Consider the following 18,927-nt stretch of genomic DNA (forward strand, 5'->3'; position numbering starts at 1 on the left):
CCTTGAGAAACCTAAACGCGCAGCGGAGCTTTTGCCCTGCCCTGACCCGCTGTATAGCGGCCCCGCCCATGTTGCAAAGCGCTCATCCCCAGACGCCCGGTCCAGACGGGTCCGAAACCGGTCGTGCCGCGGGCCCGCGTCCGATCGTGCTCGTCGGCCTGATGGGCGTCGGCAAGTCCACCGTCGGTCGCCGCCTCGCCAGCCGGCTGCGGCTGCCCTTCGTCGATGCCGACCACGCGATCGAGGAAGCCGCCGGCATGACCGTGGCGGAGATCTTCGACCGGTTCGGCGAACCCTATTTCCGCGACGGCGAGCGCCGTGTGATCGCGCGGCTGATGGACGGCACGCCGAAGGTCATCGCGACCGGCGGCGGCGCGTTCATCAATGCCGACACGCGCGCGCTGATCCTCGCGGAATCGGTCGCGATCTGGCTCGACGCCAATCCCGATGTCCTCGCCGAGCGCGTCGGCCGTCGCGACACCCGCCCATTGTTGCGCGGCCGCAATCCGCGGCAGGTGCTCGCCGAACTCGCCACCATCCGCAATCCGATCTACGCCGAGGCGCATATCCACATCACCAGCAACAAATCGCCGCACGAAACCACGGTCAACGCCATCCTGAAGGCGATCGGGCGGGGCCGGGCGGACGCATGACGACGCGCATCACGGTCGCGCTGGGCGACAGGAGCTACCCGATCCTGATCGAGGCAGGGCTGCTCGACCGGGCGGCGGATCACCTCGCGCCGCTCGCGCGGGGGCGGACGCTCGCGATCGTCACCGACGCCAACGTGGAAGGGCATGCGACGGCGCTCCATGAGACGCTGGCCGCGGCGGGGGTGCGCAGCGAGGCGATCGTTCTGCCGCCGGGCGAGTCGACGAAGAGCTGGGACCAGCTCGCCGCCCTGTGCGACCGGCTGCTCGCGCTGGGCGTCGAGCGCGGCGACCATGTCGTCGCGCTGGGCGGCGGCGTGATCGGCGACGTGGTCGGCTTCGCCTGCGCGATCCTGAAGCGCGGTTGCCATTTCGTGCAGATCCCGACGACGCTGCTCGCGCAGGTCGACAGCTCGGTCGGTGGCAAGACCGCGATCAACACGCGCGCCGGCAAGAATCTGATCGGCGCGTTCCACCAGCCGGCACTGGTATTGATCGACCCCGACGTGCTCGACACGCTGCCCGACCGCGAGTTGCGCGCGGGCTATGCGGAGGTCGTCAAATACGGCCTAATCGACGATCCCGCCTTCTTCGCCTGGTGCGAGGCGCATGGCGATGCGTTGATCGCGGGCGACCGCGACGCGAGGCTGTACGCGATCGCGCATGCGGTCGCGGCGAAGGCGCGGATCGTCGCCGCCGACGAGCATGAGACGAACGGCACCCGCGCGTTGCTCAACCTCGGCCACACCTTCGGCCACGCGCTGGAGGCGGAGGCGGGCTTCTCCGGCGCGCTGATCCATGGCGAGGGCGTCGCCGCCGGCTGCGCGCTGGCCTTCGCCTTTTCCGCCGCGCACGGGCTTTGCCCGACGGAGGATGCCGCGCGGGTCGCCGTCCACTGGCGCAGCGTCGGCCTGCCCGACGGGCTCGCCGCCGCCGGCATCGGCGCATCGGGCGCGCGGCTGGTCGACCACATGCGGCACGACAAGAAGATGGCGGCGGGAACGCTGCCGTTCCTGCTCGCGCGCGGGATCGGCGCGACGTTCCTCGACAGGACGGTCGACCTCGCCGATGTCGCCGCCTTCCTCGACGCGCAGCCGCGCTGATGCCCAACGGCGTCGCCAAGCAGAACCTGCCCACCAAGGTCTGCCCCGCCTGCGACCGGCCGTTCGCCTGGCGCAAGAAATGGGCGCGGGACTGGGACAGCGTCGTCTATTGCTCGGACGCCTGCCGCAAGAAACGCTAGGCCCGGCGCGCGACGAACGGATGCGGACCCGATCCCCGCCGCGCTATTCGTGCTGCGATCCCGCATCGCGGGTGTAGGCCAGCCGCGGGCGCCCCGCCCCGAAGGACAGCGCGATGGCCAAAAGCCAGCAGAAGTCGAACAAGGAAGTCCGCAAACCCAAGGCGGAAAAGGTCAAGACGATCGCCGCCAACGCATCGACCAAGGACAATCCCGTGGCGATGGTCACGCTGCGCAAGTGACGCATGGCGGGCCGCGATCCGGCACGATGCCGGTCACGGCCCGCTCTTACAAAGCGGCGCGATCCCCGCTATATGAGGCGCATCGCGGACAACCGATCGTAGGCGCCCGTGACTGAGAGACCCAGTGTGCTCCCGCTTACAGCAGGGAGCGTCGTCATGGACCCCAAGTATCTGTCCCGCCGCCCGTCGCTCGCGGCGGCCATGCGTCACGCTTCGAAGGCACGCGTGCTTTGAGCGACGAGACCGAGTTGGCGCCTGCCGCTCCCGCGGACGAAGCGCAGCCTGCCCCCAAGCGTGGCCGGACCTTCCGCAAGTCGCGCCCGCCGATGCTGCAGGCGGCCGCCGCACGCCAGGCGCGCATTGCCTCGCTTGCGTGGACGACGCTGGGCAACCGCGAACGCGTGATGGCGTTCCTGAACGCCGATCACGCCGAACTCGGCGCGCGCCCCCTCGATCTCGCGATCGCGAGCGATGCCGGCCTCGCCCGCGTCGAACATGTCCTGCTCGCGATGGCCGACGCGCCCCGGTCCGAGGGCTGACCCGAGATGACGACGGCAGACGCGGCGACGGCGACGCAATCGCTGGTCCGCGAGCGGCGGCGATGAGCGGGCCGTTCCCGGTCGCCGAGGTCCATCGTCGCTGGACCCAGGGCGACATTACCGCGCTGCGGACGGCAACCGGAGCAGGCGAGACGCTGGACGGCATCGCCGTCGCGCTCGACCGCTCACCCGAGGCGGTCACGATGATGATGAACCGTTTGCGCCTGCGCTGCGGCTGACCGCCGGCCGGTGCCTCAGCCGCGCATCGACCAGGCGAGCCACAGCCAGCCGGCGATCAGCGCGGCCCCGCCGATCGGCGTGATCGCGCCCAGCCAGCGCGGCGCACCGATCGCCATCAGGTAGAGCGTCGCGGCGAACAGGCCGCCGCCCGCCACGAACAGCCACGCAGGCCCGCGCGCCTCCATCCGCAGCGCGACCAGCGCCGCGACCGCATGGATCAGCTGATAGTGCGCGCCGGTCTTGAGCCATTCGATCGCCGGGCCGCTCGCGCCGTGCGCACCGAATGCGCCCGCGGCGACCGCGATCGCACCCGACAGCGCGGCGAGGATGGCAAGGATCATCGCGGGTCGTTCCCCCAGGGCTGTTGCTCCGCCACCATCGTGCGGGCGGCGCGAATGTCGCCCGCCTCGATCTGGATGCGCAGCCGCTCCTTGTCGCGCGAGCGATAGCTGTCCTCCGCCCGGTCGATGTCGGCGCCGGCGATGCCGAGGTCGCGCATCGCGGTCCGTGCCATCTTCACCGCGGATTCGAGCACCTCGCGCACGACATAGACCGCCGAGGACTTCTTCAGCTTGACGAGCGCGCGCCGGTCATAGGCGCGGACGTAGAGCGCGGCGTTCGGAAACGCCTCGTGCACCCCCTCAAGCGTATCGGGCTCGATCTGGTCGCCGTCGATGCAGAACAGGATCAGCTCCGCCTCCGCCGCGCCCGCCTGTCGCAACAGGTCGATGCGCGTGCCGTCGCCGTAATAGACCTTGGCGCCGAATTCGCCGGCGATGTCGATCATCTCGATATCGGTGTCGATCAGCGTCACCGGGATGTTCTGCGCCAGCAGCATCTGCCCGACCGTCTGGCCGAACCGTCCGTAGCCGACGATGATGGCGTTCGCGCCGTCCGCCTGCGGCCCGGCGCGCGCCTGGTTCTTGGCGACCGGTTCCTCGCGGAAGCGGCGGGTCGCGCCCATCAGGAACGGCGTCGTCGCCATCGACACGGTGATGATCGCACCGAACAGGCTCGCCGCCTCGGGCGCGACGAGGAATCCGGACTGCGCCTGCGCGAACAGCACGAAGCCGAACTCGCCGCCCTGGCTCAGCAGCAGGCCGAGCGCGAGCGCGCTGCGCCACGTCATGCGGAAGGCGAGTCCGATCAGCGTGATGACCAGCGTCTTGGTCGCGATCAGCGCGAGCGCCATACCCGCGACGAACAGCGGGCGCTCGGCGATCGCATGCAGGTTGAGCATCATGCCCACCGCGAGGAAGAACAGGCCGAGCAGGATCGACCGGAACGGCTCGACGTCCGCCTCCAGCTCGTGGCGATAGGGGCTGTCCGCCAGCATCACGCCGGCGATGAACGCGCCCAGCGCGGTCGACAGGCCCAGATATTCCATGATCGCCGCGCTGGCGATGACGGTGAACAGCGCCGCGAACACGAACATCTCGCGCTCGCCGAGGTTGCCGATCAGCCGGAACAGCGGGCGCAGCAGGAACCGCCCGGCAAGGATCAGCCCCGCCACCGCGATCACGGTATAGACCGCCAGCAGCCACCCCGGCGGACCGTTGGCGTCGGCGGGGTTGCGGCTCATCGCCGCGACGATCGTGATGAGCGGGACGATCGACAGATCCTGGAAGAGCAGGATCGAAAATGCCCGTTCGCCGAACGGCGTGCGCATCCGCCCGGAGGATTGCAGCATCGGCAGCACCTGCGCGGTGGACGACAGCGCCAGCGGCAACCCGAGCGCGAAGGCGGCGGGGACGGAGAAGCCGGCGATGCCCCACACCACCGCGGTGATGGCCAGGCCGCAGGCGACGACCTGGATCAGCCCCAGTCCGAATATCTCCTGCTTCATCCGCCACAGGCGCGTCGGGTTGAGCTCCAGCCCGACCACGAACAGCAGCAGGGTGATCCCCAGCTCGGCGATCCCCATCTTCGATTCGGCATCGCCGACCAGCCCGAGCAGATGCGGCCCCACGACCGCACCGGCGACGAGGAACCCCAGCGTTGCGCCGAGCCCCAGCTTGCGGAACAGCAGCACGAACGCCAGGCCGGAGCCGAGCAGGATCATCCCGTCGCGCAGCATCGACACGCCCTCTGCGGCGTCATGCATGGGCGCGCGCCTCGCGGGCGGCGAACGCCGCCTCGGCCGCGGCCTCGAACGCCAGCCGGATCGACGGATGCCGCGCGGTATAGCCGAGGGCCGGCTCGAACACCGTCATTCCGGGCCAGTCGGGCGCCGCCCCCTCCCCCGCCAGCCATGCCGTCAGCGCGTCGCGCGCCGCCGCCAGCTGCTCGGGCGTCTTGCCGAGGATGTCGGCGGCGAGCAGCGATGCGGACGCCTGCCCCAGCGCGCAGGCGCGGACCAGCAGCCCGACCTCGTGCACCCGGCCATCGTCGTCCATGCCGACGTCCACCGTCACCCGGCTGCCGCAGACCGGCGAGCGCTTCTCCGCGGTGGCGGCGGCATGGTCGAGCCGCGCGTGGTGGGGGATCGACGCGGCGAGTCGCAGGATCTCGGCATTGTACAGGGGGGCGTTCATCGGCTGTTACTCATGGTGTCGCGCTGGTCGTCGTCCGGTCGATCCAAGGCGGATCGCGACCCGAACACGGGCTGGCCGCGGCGGCGGCGATCGACGAAGTCGGCGATGCCGGCGCTGGTGGCGTTGAGCAGCGGATAGGTGCGCGATGTCGTCATCCAGTCCGGACGCCGCGCCGGTCCGCCTCGCGCGGTATCGACCAGCAACGCCGCGACCAGAAAGCCGAGGCTGGCGATGATGAGCCCCTTCAGCGCGCCGAAGCCCAGCCCCAGCGCGCGGTCGATCGGGCCCAGGATCGATTGGCGCGTCCGCTTGCCGATCGCATTGGCGACCAGCTTGCCGCCGGCATAGGTGCCGCCGGCGATCACCACGAACGCCGCCACGGCGGCGCCCGACGGCGTGCCGATCACCGTCGACAGCTTGGCGGCGAGCGCGACGTGGAACAGCTTCAGCATCGCGACGATCGCGATCCAGGCGAACAGCGACAATACCTCGGTGACGAAGCCACGCTTCAGTCCGAGCAGCGCCGCGCCGATCACGGCGACGAGTACGATGGTGTCGAGTGCGGTCAGCGCCATGTCAGGGGGAATAGGGATGCACGGCCCCCGCCGCTAGTGGCACGTGCGCAGATCGCCGCCGCGGTGCACGTCACCCCCGCCCCAGCATATGGTCGACGAACTGCCCCAGCGTCCGAAATCCCGTCAGGCGCAACGGGCTGTCGTCCTTCGCCACCGCCGCGGGGACCAGCGCGCGTTCGAACCCCAGCTTCGCCGCCTCCTTCAGCCGCAGCGCGCCGTGCGCGACCGGCCGCACCTCGCCCGACAGCGCGACCTCGCCGAACGCCACCGCGTCGACCGGTACCGGCCGTTCCGACAGCGCCGATACCAGCGCCGCCGCCACCGCCATGTCCGCCGCCGGATCCTGCACGCGATAGCCGCCGGCGATGTTCAGATACACTTCCGCACTGGAAAAGCTGAGCCCGCACCGCGCCTCCAGCACGGCGAGGATCATCGCCAGCCGGCCGCTGTCCCAGCCGACGACCGCGCGCCGCGGCGTCGCGCCGCTCGCCAGCCGCACCACCAGCGCCTGGATTTCGACCAGCACCGGCCGCGTCCCCTCCAGCGCGGGGAACACCGTCGTGCCGGTTACGCCCTCGTCGCGCTGGGTCAGGAACAGCGCGGACGGGTTGGCGACCTCTTCCAGCCCCTCGCTCTGCATCGAGAAGACGCCGATCTCGTCGGTGCCGCCGAACCGGTTCTTGATCGCGCGCAGGATGCGATACTGGTGGCTGCGCTCGCCCTCGAACGCCAGCACGGTATCGACCATATGTTCGAGCACGCGCGGCCCGGCGATCGATCCGTCCTTGGTGACGTGGCCGACCAGCACCAGCGCGGTGCCGCGCTCCTTGGCGAAGCGAATCAGCTCCTGGCTCGACGCGCGCACCTGGCTGACGGTGCCGGGCGCGCCCTCGATCAGGTCGGAATGCATCGTCTGAATCGAATCGATTACCAGCAACGCCGGCGGCGGCCCCAGCGACAGCGTCGTCAGGATGTCGCGCGTCGAGGTCGCCGCCGCCAGCTGCACCGGCGCATTGCCAAGCCCCAGCCGGCGCGCGCGCAGCCGCACCTGATCGGCCGCCTCCTCGCCCGAGACATAGGCGACACTGCGCCCCGCCAGCGCCAGCTTCGCCGCCGCCTGCAGCAGCAAGGTCGACTTGCCGATCCCCGGATCGCCGCCGATCAGCGTCGCCGACCCCTCGACGAAGCCGCCGCCCAGCGCGCGGTCGAGTTCGGCGATGCCGGTCGCCATCCGTTCGGGCAGGACGATGTCTGCGTCGAGCCCGACCAGCTGCACCGACCGGCCGCCGGTACGCAGGTCGTGCTTCGCCTGGAACGGCGTGACGACCGCCGCCGTCTCCTCGACCAGCGTGTTCCATTCGGCGCAATCGCCGCATTGTCCCGCCCAGCGGTGCGAGACGGATCCGCACGCCTGACACACGTAACGCTTCTGGGGTTTCGCCATGCCGGCCACCCTAGCGACGTCGGAACGATTGGGGAACAAAAATCCTGGCGCGTACCGGGCGGGATCAGGCGGGGATCGTCAACCCGCGCTGCACCGCCGGCCGCGCCAGACCCCGCTCCAGCCATGCGCGCACGTTGGCGAACCGGTCGAACCCGACGAGGTCGCCCGCGCCATAGAAGCCGACGAGGGCGTTGACCCAGCCGACCATCGCGATGTCGGCGATCGTATAGTCTTCGCCAAGGAACCACGGCCCCTTCGCCAGTGCGGCATCCATCACGCCGAGCAACCGCACGGCCTCGGCGACGTAGCGGTCGCGCGGCCGCTTGTCCTCATAGTCGCGCCCGGCGAACTTGTGGAAGAAGCCGAGCTGCCCGAACATCGGGCCGACGCCGCCCATCTGGAACATCACCCACTGGATCGCCTGCCAGCGGCCGACCGGATCGGCGGGTACGAACCGCCCCGTCTTGTCGGCGAGGTAGAGCAGGATCGCGCCGCTTTCGAACAGGCCGAGCGGCCGGCCGCCGGGGCCGGCGGGATCGATGATCGCGGGGATCTTGCCATTGGGGTTGAGCGACAGGAACTCCGGCGACTTCTGGTCCTCGCGCGCGAAATCGATCCGGTGCGCCTCATAGGGCAGGCCGGTTTCCTCCAGCATGATCGACACCTTGACGCCATTGGGAGTCGGCATCGAATAGAGTTGCAGCCGGTCGGGATGTTCGGCCGGCCAGCGGCGGGCGATCGGAAAGGCGGCTAGGTCGGTCACGGTCAAACCTCCGTCGTTGGGCCCCGCGACATAGTCACGCCGCATTCGCGACGCTATGGCCGCGCCAGCATGCGTCCCACCCAGCTCCGTGTCGCCCTGTTCAGTGGCAACTACAATTACACGCGCGACGGCGCCAATCAGGCGCTGAACCTTCTCGTCCGCCATCTGCTCGACCATGGCGTCGCGGTACGTATCTATTCGCCGACCACCGCGCGCCCCGCCTTCGCGCCGACCGGCGATCTGGTGCCGGTGCCCGCGATCCCGTTGCCGGGCGGACGCGACGAATATCGCGTCGCGCGCTATCTTCCCGCCGCGACGCGCGCCGATCTCGAGGCGTTCGCGCCGAACATCGTGCACGTTTCCGCGCCCGAATTCCTGAACCACGGCGCGGTCAGCTGGGCGCGCCGCCATGGCGTCCCCAGCGTCGCCTCGTTCCACACCCGGTTCGAAACCTATTTCCGCTATTATCGCATCGGCTTCGTCGAACCGGTCATCAAGGCGATCATGACGCGCTTCTACAACCGGGTCGATCGCGTCATGCCGCCCAGCCCCAGCATGGGGGCGCTGCTGCGCGAATGGGGCGTCACCACGCCGATCACGATCTGGTCGCGCGGCATCGACCACGACCGCTTCCGCCCCGATCGCCGCAGCCTCGCGTGGCGGCGCAGCCTCGGCATCGCCGATCACGAGGTCGCGATCGGCTTCCTCGGCCGGCTGGTGAAGGAAAAGGGGCTCGACGTCTTCGCCGACGTCGTCAAGGAACTGACCCGGCGCGGCGTGCCGCACAAGGTGCTCGTCGTCGGCAAGGGGCCGGCGCAGGACTGGTTTGCCGCGCAGGCCCCCGGCGCGATCTTCGCCGGCTTCCAGTCGGGGGACGACCTCGGCCGTGCGGTCGCGTCGATGGACGTGTTCTTCAATCCGTCGATCACCGAGACCTTTGGCAACGTGACGACCGAGGCGATGGCGGCCGGCGTGCCGGTCGTCGCGGCGCGGGCGACCGGCGCGGTCGATCTGGTCGAGGACGGCGTCACCGGCTTCCTCGTCGAACCGACCGACGTCGCCGGCTATGCCGATGCGATCGCGCGCATCGTCGCCGATCCGGCGCTGCGTGCGGCGATGGCGGAGGCGGGCGTCGACCGCGCCGCCGCCTATCGCTGGGATACCGCGAACCAGGCCGTGCTGGACACCTATTTGGACCTGCACGCCGACGGCTAGCCCAGCCACTCAAGCGGGACGGTCCCCCACCTCGGCGTCACCCCGGAGAGACATCGGCCCGCCGTCTCGCCGCCCGGTGGATCCCGGAGCCAGTCCGGAATGACGATGTGCATGGGGCTCTCTCCTCTTCCTGCGCCCATGCAGAAAGCCTGACCGTTTACCGGTCCTGTCCCCCTTATCCCGCCTGCCAGTCGAACGTCAGCGGTGCCTCGCGGAACGCGAAACGGTCGAGGTGGCTGGCCACCACGCCGCGCATCCGTTCCGCGTCTTCGCCTTCCGGCACCGTCAGGACGACGTCGAGCGTCTCGCTGTCCGCCTTCATCTCCAGCACCGATCCATTCGGGAACGCGATGCGTCCCGATTCGGCGGTATAGTCGACCGTCATCTTGTGGCTCCAGTGCTTGGCGAGCTGCTGGAGATACCGGCTCGCCGACGCGGTCGGCACGCGTGCGACCGAGACGCTCACTTCAGGCGCTCCACCTTCTGCGCCGCCTCGTCGATCAGCGCGACGATGCGATACAGCGCGTCCTCGTCGAGGTCGCCGTGCATCACCCGGTTCTGGACGGCATGGCGCAGGTTGTGCATCGCGCGGCGAACCGGTGCGTGATCGCCACGGTTGCGCTCCACCCCCAGCCCGGTCAGCCGCGCGACCAGCGCCGCCACCGCTTCGGCATGCTCGGCAAGATGGGCCTGCCCCGGCGCGGTGATCGCAAACCGCTTGCGCGCGCCTTCGCTCGCCTGTTCCTCGATCAGCTCCATGTCGTTGAGCATCGTCAGCGCCGGATACACCATGCCCGGGCTCGGCGCATAGGCGCCGCCGGTCAGTTCCTCGATCGCCTTGATGAGCTCGTAGCCGTGGCGCGGTTCGTCCGCGATCAGCCTGAGCAGCACCAGCCGCAACTCGCTGCCGTCGAACATGCGCCGCCGGCCGCCGCCGCCGCGCTGCGCCTCGTCCCAGCGGCCGGCGAACGCCTCGGCGAACTGGTCCCAGCCGCCCCGCGGTCCGCGCGGACCGCATCCCCGCTCGCCGCCATGCCGTCCGTGACGGCCGTGCATCTGTCCAAACATCGTCGTCTCCATTTCCTCGATGCGCTCAAGATATATCTTGGTCGCCGAACGATCAAGATGCCTTGAGATATATCTTGGCGAGGCACTCATTGTGGGGCTTTTGTGACCTTCCGGCCGTGACGCAGCCGCCCGCGCGCCCTATCTAGACAGGATGGCAGACCTGCTGACCGGGCTCGAACCGGAGCCGACCCCTTCCGTGCCCGGCCCGGACGCCCCGCTGGCCGACCGCCTGCGCCCGGCGGTGCTGACCGACGTCGTCGGGCAGGAACATCTGACGGGCGCGGACGGCGCGATCGGGCGGATGGTCGCGGCCGGGCGGCTGTCGTCGATGATCCTGTGGGGGCCGCCGGGCACCGGCAAGACGACGATCGCCCGCCTGCTCGCCGCCGCGGTCGACCTGCGCTTCGTGGCGATCTCGGCGGTGTTCTCGGGCGTCGCGGAGTTGAAGAAGGCGTTCGCCGAGGCGCGCGATCATGCCCGCATCGGCCAGCGCACGTTGCTGTTCGTCGACGAGATCCATCGCTTCAATCGCGCACAGCAGGACGGCTTCCTGCCCTATGTCGAGGACGGAACGGTGACGCTCGTCGGCGCGACCACCGAGAATCCGTCGTTCGAACTCAACGCCGCGCTGCTCAGCCGCGCGCGGGTGCTGATCCTCGAACGCCTCGGCCGCAGCGCGCTGGAACGGCTGATGGACCGCGCGGAGGCGCTGGAGGCGCGGCCGCTGCCGCTCACCCCGCCTGCCCGCGACGCGCTGATCGCCAGTGCCGACGGCGACGGGCGCTTTCTGCTCAACCAGGCGGAGACGTTGTTTTCGGTCGACCTGCCCGAACCGCTCGATCCTGCCGGGCTGTCGCGCTTTCTCCAGCGGCGCGTCGCGGTCTACGACAAGGACCGCGAGGGCCATTACAATCTCATCAGCGCGCTGCACAAATCGATCCGCGGCTCCGACCCGCAGGCGGCGCTCTACTATCTCGCGCGGATGCTGACCGCGGGGGAGGAACCGCTCTACCTGTTGCGCCGGCTGACACGCGCCGCGGTCGAGGATATCGGCCTCGCCGACCCGCAGGCGCTGGTGCAGTGCATCGCCGCCAAGGACACCTACGACTTCCTCGGATCGCCCGAGGGCGAACTGGCGATCGCGCAGGCGTGCCTGTACCTCGCCACCGCCCCCAAATCGAACGCCGCCTATATGGCGCAGAAAAAGGCATGGCGCACGGCGAAGGAGACGGGGTCGCTGATGCCGCCCGCCAACATCCTCAACGCGCCGACGAAGCTCATGAAACAGATCGGCTATGGCGCCGACTACGCCTATGACCACGATGCCGAGGGCGCGTTTTCCGGCGCGAATTACTGGCCGGACGAGCTGCCCCCGCAGACCTTCTACGAGCCGACGGGCCGCGGGTTCGAGGCGCGGCTGGCGGAGCGGCTGGCGCATTGGGACGCGCTGCGCCGCGACCGCCGCGGCTGACCCCTCTGGACTAGCCGGCCAAGCTGTCGCATGGGGGCGCGACGCCGGTTTAGCTCAGCTGGTAGAGCAGCGGTTTTGTAAACCGAAGGTCGCGGGTTCGATTCCTGCAACCGGCACCACATATTCCGTCACAATCTCGCGCTGTCCGCGACCTGACGCGCCGCCGCCACGCTGCGATCGTAATAATGCAGCGCCGGTGCCTCGTAGGTGACGAGGTACAGCCGGCCGCCGACGATCGCGCCGCGTGCCTCGCCGCGACGGTGCAGCGTCTCGTTCTGCCGGACGAAGTCATAGGTGAAGCGCACGCCCCTCGCTCCCGCGAAGCTCGCCGGCTCGACTGTGCCGATCGCCATCGTCGCGGTGCCGAGCGCGATGCGATAACTGTTTTCCAGCAGCACCGGAATGTCGGTGACCAGCATCGTCGCGGCGACACGGGGCAGCGGCCGGTCCTTCTTCGACACCTCGCGGAACAGCGGCTTGCCGCTCTCGATCCCGCCGTAGAAGGTCAGGTCGTTGAGGCCGTCGCCGTCCAGCGTCCAGGTTTCGGCGTTGCGGCCCGGCCGGGCGCTCAGCCGATTCCATTCGCTGTCGGGCTGGACGGTCAGCGCCGATTTGGCGACCGAAATGCGCTGGCCGGGCACGATCAGCGCGTTGCCGGCGAACGCGGGCGCGGCGATCAGCAGCGCGAACATGGCGAAGCGGGGCACGAACATGGCGGTCCTCATGGGGCTGCGAGGGTGGAGATCAGCGCGGCATCGCCGGCATCGGGCTTGCGGCGCAGATAGTCGCGCAGCGCGGTCCTGCCGGCGTCGACCTGCTGCCCCCGCAGCAGTGCGAGGCCGAGGCCACGGTGCGCCTCGGGCGGCGCGTCGCCGCGCGCGATCGCCGCCTGATAGAAACCGGCGGCGCTGGTGAGATCGCGGGGATTGCCGCGCTCGCGGTACAGTTCGCCGCGCGCGAACAGCAGCGGCGTGCTCCAGCCCGTCGCCGCCAGCTGGCCGAGCAGGTATTCGCTGCCGCCGAAGTCGTTCAACTTCATCTGGTCGGCGAGAAAGGTCGGCAGCCATGGCGCCAGCGCCGCGCGATAGCGCTCGCCCTCCCCCGACCCGCCGTCGCCGACCGCATCCGCGAAGCTGCGCAGATAGGTGGCGCGCGCGAGGCTGGTGGGGTGGCTGGCGAAGAACCCCGCCGTGTATCTCTGGTCCGCCTTGCGGCGCCGGCCGATCGCGGTGGCGTCCGCCTCGCCCATCATCCGGTCCCAGACGTCGGCGGCGCTCGACGACGGATAGGCAGACGCCGCGAGATAGCGTGCGCCGATCATGTCGGCGGCGCGCTCCTGCTCGCGATCGAAGCGATAGAGGCCGCCGAGGATGTCGACCTGCAGCGCCGTGCTGTTGGCGATCAGCACCGACGCCCATGTCATCACGTCGCTGCCGCTGCGCCGGTTGCGGAAGCCCGCGAGCGTATGGCGCAGCTCGAAATGACCGAATTCATGCCCCAGCACGGCGCCGAGCTCCGCCTCGTCGCGCAGGCGCAGCAGCGCACCGGACCAGATCGTCATCGTGCCGTTGGCGGTCATCGTCGCGTTGAAGGCGGGGATGTGGAGGATGTAGAGCCGCACCGCCTTGCAGCGATCCTCGCCGACGGTGCGGCACAGCACGCCGCGGACATAAGCGTTGAGCGCGGGATCGCGGATCACCTCCGGCGCATCGCGCAGATGGCGCTCGCTCTCGTCCGCCATCATCCACGCGCCGCGTTCGTCGACGCCCGTCGGCTGGTAGGCGGCGACATAGGGCGGCAACGGCGACGGCCTTTCCGCCAGCGGAGCCGCGGCGGCCGCGAGCGCGACGAGGAACGGCAGCACGTCAGCGTGCCGCGGTGGCGACCGTCGCCGCGCCCGCGGGTTCCGCCGGCTTGCCGGGGAACCCTTCGAGCAATTGCCGCACGCGCTTGTCCGCGCCCTCGGCGTCGCGCACGTCGCCGCCCATCTGGAGGTCGGCGTTGAGCCAGACGAGTTCCCCGGTGCGCAGGTCGACCAGCCCGGCGAACCCCTTGTGGACGCCGGCGACGACGGGAACGCGGGCGAGCGCCGCAAAGATCTGCAAGACCTTGCGCCCGGTCGATCCGAAATGATCCTCGGTCGTGACGAACAGCGCGTAATCGGCGTCGGCAAGGCCGGGCACGCGCGCGATCCCGTCGCCCAGCCCCCATTCGAACTGGCCCTTGCGCTTCTTGGTGGGCAGGCGATTGCCGGGGAAGAACTGGAATTCGATCACCGATTGCGCGACGGCGTCGAACAGATCCTGATATTCCGCAAGTTGCGGCGCAGAGACGCCCGCCGGCTCGACATAGTCGACGACCCTGTTGCCGAGGCCGGCCTGCGCCCGGGCAAGCGACCGGCCGATGTTCTCGCGCGCCTGCTGCGTCCAGTCGGCGTTGGGCTCGAACATCCCGGCCGTCGATTGCGCACCGACCTTTATCGACGGGCGCAGCAAGACGATGCGGGCGGTGCCGGGACCGAGCGTAAAGCCCGGCTTGATGCCCGTCTTCTCCTGCGCCTGTGCACTGCCCGCGCCGATCAGGGCCAACAACAGCATCGCGAGAAGCGAACGCACGATCGCAACCATGAATATCCCCCCGTCGGATGCCCCCATCCGATTCGCGGGCGACGATATCACAAACCGGTCCGCTGCCAAGCCGCGCCGCGCCGACCATTACTGTACCACGACTTCGGCCGCCCGGGTCGCCGTGCCACCTGTTCTCTGGGCACATGCTGCGACGGGTGACGGCACCAAATCGCGCGGACGGGCGTTACGCCGTCGCAATGGTTTCTCGCCCCCTCAAGGTCGCCAGCTATAACATCCACAAGGGGATCGGCCTCGACCGCCGGCGCAACCCCGAGCGCGTGCTGGAAGTGCTGCGCGAGCTGGATGCGGATATCATCGCCCTGCAGGAGGCCGACCGCCGCTTCGGCACGCGCGAACCGGTCCTGCCCGCGCACCTGATCGAGGAGCACAGCGACTGGAAGCCGGTGGATTTCGGCATCCGGGCGCTGTCGATGGGCTGGCACGGCAACGTCATCCTCGTGCGCAAATCGGCGCGGGTCGTCGACCGCGGGCCGATCCACCTGCCCTCGCTCGAACCGCGCGGCGCGGTGATGGCCGATGTCGAGACCGATGCCGGCGCCATCCGTGTCGTCGGCATGCACCTCGACCTGTCCGGACTGTGGCGGCGGCGACAGGCGGCGGCCGTGATCGCCCATGTCGACGCGTCGACACGGCGCCTGCCGACGGTCCTGATGGGCGACCTCAACGAATGGACCGCGGCGGCCGGGTGCCTGCGCGATTTCGGCCGCGACTATCGCATGGCCGCGACCGGCCCCAGCTTCCATTCGCGCCGGCCGGTCGGGCGACTCGACCGGATCATGGTGTCGCAGGACCTGACCGTCGCCGATTGCGGCGTCCACGCCACGCCGGCGGCGCGCAAGACGTCGGACCATCTGCCGATCTGGGCATCGCTGAGCGCGGCATGACGGCGCCGGACCCCGCCGCCTGATGCGCGAGAAGGAGCTGCGCCTCGCGCTGGTCTGCTACGGCGGGATCAGCCTTGCCGTCTACATGCACGGCATCACCAAGGAGGTGTGGCGGCTGGTCCGGGCCAGCCGCGCCTATCACGCCGGCGAACCCGATGACGGCGGCAGCCAGGGCGTCTATCGCGCGCTGATCGGCGAGATCGAGGCGCTGGCCGGGCTGCGCGTGCGCGTGCTCGCCGACATCGTCGCCGGCGCATCGGCGGGCGGCATCAACGGCATCTTCCTGGCGCAGGCTATCACCACCGGGCAGAGCCTGGAGCCGCTCACCGACCTGTGGCTGGCATCCGCCGACGTCGAGGCGCTGATCGATCCGGACGCCGCGCCGTCGAGCCGCTTTTCGAAGATGTGGGCGTTGCCGCTCGCCTGGGTCGCCGCGGGGCGCAGCGCGGAGAAGGTGGAGGCGCTCGACGAGGCGACGCGGGACGAGGTGCGCGCGAAGCTGTCGCACTTCGTCCGCTCGCGCTGGTTCGAACCGCCGTTCGGCGGCGCGACCTTCACCGGCATGCTGCTCGACGCGTTCGACGCCATGGCGGCGAGCGAGACGGGTCCGCGCCTGTTGCCGGACGGCCAGCCGCTCGACCTGTTCGTCACCGTCACCGACTTCACGGGCCATCCCGAACGGCTGCGCCTCAATTCGCCGCCGGAAGTGCTGGAGACGGAGCATCGCATCGTGCTGGGCTTCTCCGATCACGGGGCGGACGGGCGGCTGGGCGCGATCCCCGACCTCGCCTTCGCGGCGCGCGCCACGTCGAGCTTTCCCGGCGCCTTCCCGCCGTTCACCGTGGGCGAGCTGGACGAGGTGCTGCGCACGCGCGGGATCGCCTGGCCCGAACGCGCCGGCTTCCTGCGGCGGGCGCTGCCGCGCCAGTTCGCCGCGAACCAGGCGGACAAGGCGGTGCTGATCGACGGATCGGTGCTCGCCAACGCGCCCTTCCGCCCGGCGATCGAGGCGCTGAAGGAGCGCCCGGCTCGGCGCGAGGTCGACCGTCGGTTCGTCTACATCGATCCATCGCCCGGCACCAAGATCCGGCTGGGATCGGGCGCGGACAAGCCGGGCTTCTTCCAGACGATCCTCGGCGCGCTCAGCGACCTGCCACGCCAGCAGCCGATCCGCGACAATCTGGAGGCGATCGCCGAACGTTCCGCACGCATCGACCGGATGCAGGCCATCGTGACCGCGCTGCGCCCCGCGGTGGAGGAGGAGATCGGCCAGCTGTTCGGACACACGCTGTTCCTCGATCGGCCGACGCCGTCGCGGCTGATCGCATGGCGCCGCCGGGCCCAGGCTGCGGCGACGACGCGTGCCGGCTACAGCTATGCCGCCTACGGCCATCTGAAGCTGAGCGGCGTCGTCGAGACGATCACCGCCCTGCTCTACCATGTCGGCGGCGAGCCGGGGCAGCAACGCTGGCGGCGGATCCGCACCGCGATCGAGGCGGCGATCGCCGCGCGCGGCTTCGGCGGGGTCGCGCCCTCGTTCGCCGGCAAGGAAAGCGCGGCGACGATCGACTTCCTGCGCACGTTCGACATCGGTTTCCGCATCCGCCGGCTGCGGCTGATGGCGCGGCGACTGAGCGAGATCGAGGCGGAGGGCGCCGAGGCGAGCGTCATGCGCAACGCGATCTATGCCTCGCTCGCCGCCTATCTGGAGCGGCAGCGCGCCGACGACCATCCGCAGCTGCGCCAGCAGGTCCGGCGGTTGCGCGGCGAGGATGCGGGGCCGCTGCTCGATGCGCTGGCGCAGGCGCTGGACCTGACGACACTGGACGCGGACGCCGACCGGCGGCTGGCGGAGGCGTTCGCGACGCTCGATCGGGCGACGCGGCGGGCGCTGCTGCTCGCCTATCTGGGCTTTCCCTACTTCGACACCGCGACGCTGCCGCTGCTCCAGGGCGAGGGGCTGGACGAATTCGATCCGATCAAGGTCGACCGGATCGCCCCAGACGATGCGGTCTCGATCCGGTCGGGCGGTGCCGAGGCCACGTTGAAGGGGATCCAGTTCAACAGCTTCGGCGCCTTCTTCAGCCGCGCCTATCGCGAGAACGACTATCTGTGGGGCCGGCTGCACGGCGCCGAACGGATGATCGACATCTGCGTGTCGACGCTGCCGCCGACGGTGCGGATGAAGCCGGGCCGCGTCGCCGCGATCAAGCGCGCGGCGTTCCGTGCGATCCTCGACGAAGAGGAACCGCGGCTGACCGCGATCCCGGCGCTGATCGCCAGCCTGCGCGTCGAGGTGGGCTGAGCCGCTGGGGGCGCCGAGCGTGCCTCTGGCCATCCGCCCCCTGCCCCGCTACCCTCGTCCGCCTTCGGGAGTGTCGCATGCAGTTTCTCAAGATCCTGTTCTGGTTCCTGCTCGCGTTCGTCGCGGCGCTGTTCACCTATGGCAATTGGGCCAGCATCCAGATCAAGCTGTGGGGCGATCTGATCGCGGACGTGAACCTGCCGCTCCTGATGCTCGTCACGTTCCTCGTCGGGTTCCTGCCGACCTATCTGTATCTCGGCACGGTGCGCTGGCGGCTGCGCCAGCGGCTGGCCTCGTGCGAGCGGATGCTGGCGGAGAGCCGCACGCTCGCCGCAGCGCCCGCCGCCCCCGTCGCGACGCCGATCCTTCGCGAGGGCGATCCGGTCCCCGGCGAGCGGGTCGAGGGCCGGCTGATATGAGCCCGATCTACGTCGCCATCGACACGCCCGATATCGCGCGGGCGAAGGCGATCGCGACGCGCACCCGCGCGCATATCGGCGGCATCAAGCTCGGGCTCGAATTCTTCTGCGCGCACGGCCAGCCCGGCGTGCGCGAGATGGCGGAGCTCGGCCTGCCGATCTTCCTCGACCTCAAGCTCCACGACATCCCCAACACCGTCGCCAAGGCGGTGCAGGCGCTGAGCCCGATCGAACCGGCGATCCTGACGGTGCACGCCAGCGGCGGACGCGCGATGCTGGAGGATGCCAAGGCCGCCGCGCCGGTGCATACGCGGGTGGTGGCGGTGACGATGCTGACCAGCCTCGATGCCAGCGACCTCGCCGCCACCGGGATCGGCGGCAGCGCGCACGATCAGGTCCTGCGGCTGACCGACCTTGCGCACGAGGCGGGGATCGACGGCATCGTCTGTTCGGGTGCGGAGGTGGCGGCGGCGCGGGCGGCCTGGCCGAAGGGGTTCTTCGTCGTCCCAGGCGTGCGTCCCGCCGACGGGCCGGCCGGCGACCAGAAGCGCGTCGTCACCCCGCGCGCCGCCCTCGACGCGGGTGCCTCGATCCTCGTGATCGGGCGCCCGATCACGCTGGCCGACGATCCCGACGCCGCGGCCCGGGCGATCGGCGCGACGCTGTAGCCGACCGACGGCGGGATGCCCG

23 protein-coding genes and 1 tRNA gene are annotated in these 18,927 nt (G+C 70.1%); 13 read left to right on the forward strand and 11 right to left on the reverse strand.

Going from position 1 to position 18,927, the window contains the following annotated elements; genetic code table 11:
• Nucleotides 1–68: 68 nt before the first annotated feature.
• The 6 genes from LPN01_RS02155 to LPN01_RS02180 all read left to right on the forward strand — a co-directional run bounded on the left by LPN01_RS02155 (nucleotide 69) and on the right by LPN01_RS02180 (nucleotide 2,910).
• Entirely contained in the window at nucleotides 69–653 is a 585-nt protein-coding gene (locus LPN01_RS02155) for a shikimate kinase (RefSeq protein ID WP_262826703.1), read from the forward strand.
• Nucleotides 650–1,753 carry a 3-dehydroquinate synthase gene (aroB, locus tag LPN01_RS02160; RefSeq protein ID WP_262826704.1) on the forward strand — a complete coding sequence of 368 codons (1,104 nt, stop codon included), beginning with the start codon at nucleotides 650–652 and terminating at the stop codon, nucleotides 1,751–1,753. The genes LPN01_RS02155 and aroB overlap by 4 nt, the downstream gene beginning before the upstream one ends.
• Nucleotides 1,753–1,893: a DUF2256 domain-containing protein gene (locus LPN01_RS02165; RefSeq protein ID WP_262826705.1), complete on the forward strand. Its 141-nt coding sequence runs from the start codon at nucleotides 1,753–1,755 to the stop codon at nucleotides 1,891–1,893. The genes aroB and LPN01_RS02165 overlap by 1 nt, the downstream gene beginning before the upstream one ends.
• Before the next feature lie 113 nt (nucleotides 1,894–2,006).
• Entirely contained in the window at nucleotides 2,007–2,132 is a 126-nt protein-coding gene (locus tag LPN01_RS02170) for a hypothetical protein (protein ID WP_262826706.1), read from the forward strand.
• A 230-nt stretch (nucleotides 2,133–2,362) separates the two neighbouring features.
• Nucleotides 2,363–2,671, forward strand: coding sequence for an antitoxin Xre/MbcA/ParS toxin-binding domain-containing protein (locus LPN01_RS02175; RefSeq protein ID WP_262826707.1), 309 nt, complete (start codon nucleotides 2,363–2,365; stop codon nucleotides 2,669–2,671).
• A 62-nt stretch (nucleotides 2,672–2,733) separates the two neighbouring features.
• The gene (locus LPN01_RS02180; RefSeq protein ID WP_262826708.1) at nucleotides 2,734–2,910 is read left to right on the forward strand and encodes a hypothetical protein; all 177 of its coding nucleotides are present in this window, start codon (nucleotides 2,734–2,736) and stop codon (nucleotides 2,908–2,910) included.
• A 15-nt stretch (nucleotides 2,911–2,925) separates the two neighbouring features.
• Here LPN01_RS02180 and LPN01_RS02185 read toward each other — a convergent pair whose 3' ends face one another.
• From LPN01_RS02185 to LPN01_RS02210, 6 genes are all read right to left on the reverse strand, one after another.
• Nucleotides 2,926–3,252, reverse strand: a complete 327-nt coding sequence (locus tag LPN01_RS02185) for a DUF423 domain-containing protein (RefSeq protein WP_262826709.1) — start codon at nucleotides 3,250–3,252, stop codon at nucleotides 2,926–2,928.
• Nucleotides 3,249–5,015, reverse strand: a complete 1,767-nt coding sequence (locus LPN01_RS02190; RefSeq protein ID WP_262826710.1) for a cation:proton antiporter — start codon at nucleotides 5,013–5,015, stop codon at nucleotides 3,249–3,251. Before LPN01_RS02190 ends, LPN01_RS02185 begins: the two co-directional genes overlap by 4 nt.
• Nucleotides 5,008–5,445, reverse strand: coding sequence for an iron-sulfur cluster assembly scaffold protein (locus LPN01_RS02195; RefSeq protein ID WP_262826711.1), 438 nt, complete (start codon nucleotides 5,443–5,445; stop codon nucleotides 5,008–5,010). The genes LPN01_RS02190 and LPN01_RS02195 overlap by 8 nt, the downstream gene beginning before the upstream one ends.
• Nucleotides 5,442–6,020: a CvpA family protein gene (locus tag LPN01_RS02200; protein WP_262826712.1), complete on the reverse strand. Its 579-nt coding sequence runs from the start codon at nucleotides 6,018–6,020 to the stop codon at nucleotides 5,442–5,444. Before LPN01_RS02200 ends, LPN01_RS02195 begins: the two co-directional genes overlap by 4 nt.
• Before the next feature lie 70 nt (nucleotides 6,021–6,090).
• On the reverse strand, nucleotides 6,091–7,464 hold the full coding sequence (radA, locus tag LPN01_RS02205; RefSeq protein WP_262826713.1) for a DNA repair protein RadA: 1,374 nt from the start codon (nucleotides 7,462–7,464) through the stop codon (nucleotides 6,091–6,093).
• A gap of 64 nt (nucleotides 7,465–7,528) precedes the next feature.
• Complete coding sequence (locus LPN01_RS02210; RefSeq protein WP_262826714.1) at nucleotides 7,529–8,227, reverse strand: glutathione S-transferase N-terminal domain-containing protein; 699 nt, start codon at nucleotides 8,225–8,227, stop codon at nucleotides 7,529–7,531.
• Nucleotides 8,228–8,296: 69 nt separating this feature from the next.
• Between LPN01_RS02210 and LPN01_RS02215 the strand changes: the two genes are divergently transcribed.
• Nucleotides 8,297–9,442, forward strand: a complete 1,146-nt coding sequence (locus tag LPN01_RS02215; RefSeq protein ID WP_262826715.1) for a glycosyltransferase family 4 protein — start codon at nucleotides 8,297–8,299, stop codon at nucleotides 9,440–9,442.
• Between the two features lie 175 nt (nucleotides 9,443–9,617).
• Here LPN01_RS02215 and LPN01_RS02220 read toward each other — a convergent pair whose 3' ends face one another.
• Both LPN01_RS02220 and LPN01_RS02225 read right to left on the reverse strand, forming a co-directional pair.
• Entirely contained in the window at nucleotides 9,618–9,908 is a 291-nt protein-coding gene (locus tag LPN01_RS02220) for a DUF2218 domain-containing protein (protein ID WP_262826716.1), read from the reverse strand.
• Entirely contained in the window at nucleotides 9,905–10,510 is a 606-nt protein-coding gene (locus tag LPN01_RS02225) for a PadR family transcriptional regulator (RefSeq protein WP_262826717.1), read from the reverse strand. Before LPN01_RS02225 ends, LPN01_RS02220 begins: the two co-directional genes overlap by 4 nt.
• A gap of 151 nt (nucleotides 10,511–10,661) precedes the next feature.
• Between LPN01_RS02225 and LPN01_RS02230 the strand changes: the two genes are divergently transcribed.
• Together LPN01_RS02230 and LPN01_RS02235 are read left to right on the forward strand one after the other, a co-directional pair.
• On the forward strand, nucleotides 10,662–11,981 hold the full coding sequence (locus tag LPN01_RS02230; RefSeq protein ID WP_262826718.1) for a replication-associated recombination protein A: 1,320 nt from the start codon (nucleotides 10,662–10,664) through the stop codon (nucleotides 11,979–11,981).
• A gap of 43 nt (nucleotides 11,982–12,024) precedes the next feature.
• Nucleotides 12,025–12,100, forward strand: a tRNA-Thr gene (locus LPN01_RS02235).
• A gap of 9 nt (nucleotides 12,101–12,109) precedes the next feature.
• Here LPN01_RS02235 and LPN01_RS02240 read toward each other — a convergent pair.
• From LPN01_RS02240 to LPN01_RS02250, 3 genes are read right to left on the reverse strand one after another with little or no spacing between them, the layout of a single operon-like run.
• Entirely contained in the window at nucleotides 12,110–12,694 is a 585-nt protein-coding gene (locus LPN01_RS02240; protein WP_262826719.1) for a hypothetical protein, read from the reverse strand.
• 8 nt (nucleotides 12,695–12,702) lie between these two features.
• Nucleotides 12,703–13,845 (reverse strand): M48 family metallopeptidase, encoded by a 1,143-nt coding sequence (locus LPN01_RS02245; protein ID WP_262826720.1) that lies wholly within the window; start codon nucleotides 13,843–13,845, stop codon nucleotides 12,703–12,705.
• 1 nt (nucleotide 13,846) lies between these two features.
• Nucleotides 13,847–14,608 (reverse strand): hypothetical protein, encoded by a 762-nt coding sequence (locus LPN01_RS02250; protein ID WP_410482775.1) that lies wholly within the window; start codon nucleotides 14,606–14,608, stop codon nucleotides 13,847–13,849.
• Nucleotides 14,609–14,805: 197 nt separating this feature from the next.
• Here LPN01_RS02250 and LPN01_RS02255 point away from each other — a divergent pair, with 197 nt between their 5' ends.
• The 4 genes from LPN01_RS02255 to pyrF all read left to right on the forward strand — a co-directional run bounded on the left by LPN01_RS02255 (nucleotide 14,806) and on the right by pyrF (nucleotide 18,905).
• Nucleotides 14,806–15,513 carry an endonuclease/exonuclease/phosphatase family protein gene (locus LPN01_RS02255; protein ID WP_262826721.1) on the forward strand — a complete coding sequence of 236 codons (708 nt, stop codon included), beginning with the start codon at nucleotides 14,806–14,808 and terminating at the stop codon, nucleotides 15,511–15,513.
• Nucleotides 15,514–15,535: 22 nt separating this feature from the next.
• The gene (locus LPN01_RS02260) at nucleotides 15,536–17,818 is read left to right on the forward strand and encodes a patatin-like protein (RefSeq protein ID WP_262826722.1); all 2,283 of its coding nucleotides are present in this window, start codon (nucleotides 15,536–15,538) and stop codon (nucleotides 17,816–17,818) included.
• Between the two features lie 77 nt (nucleotides 17,819–17,895).
• Complete coding sequence (locus LPN01_RS02265; protein WP_262826723.1) at nucleotides 17,896–18,237, forward strand: hypothetical protein; 342 nt, start codon at nucleotides 17,896–17,898, stop codon at nucleotides 18,235–18,237.
• Entirely contained in the window at nucleotides 18,234–18,905 is a 672-nt protein-coding gene (gene pyrF / locus LPN01_RS02270) for an orotidine-5'-phosphate decarboxylase (RefSeq protein ID WP_262826724.1), read from the forward strand. The genes LPN01_RS02265 and pyrF overlap by 4 nt, the downstream gene beginning before the upstream one ends.
• The last annotated feature ends 22 nt before the right edge of the window (nucleotides 18,906–18,927 follow it).

Origin of the sequence: Sphingomonas sp. A2-49, assembly GCF_025548555.1 — a bacterium.
In the GTDB taxonomy this organism is placed as follows: domain Bacteria; phylum Pseudomonadota; class Alphaproteobacteria; order Sphingomonadales; family Sphingomonadaceae; genus Sphingomonas.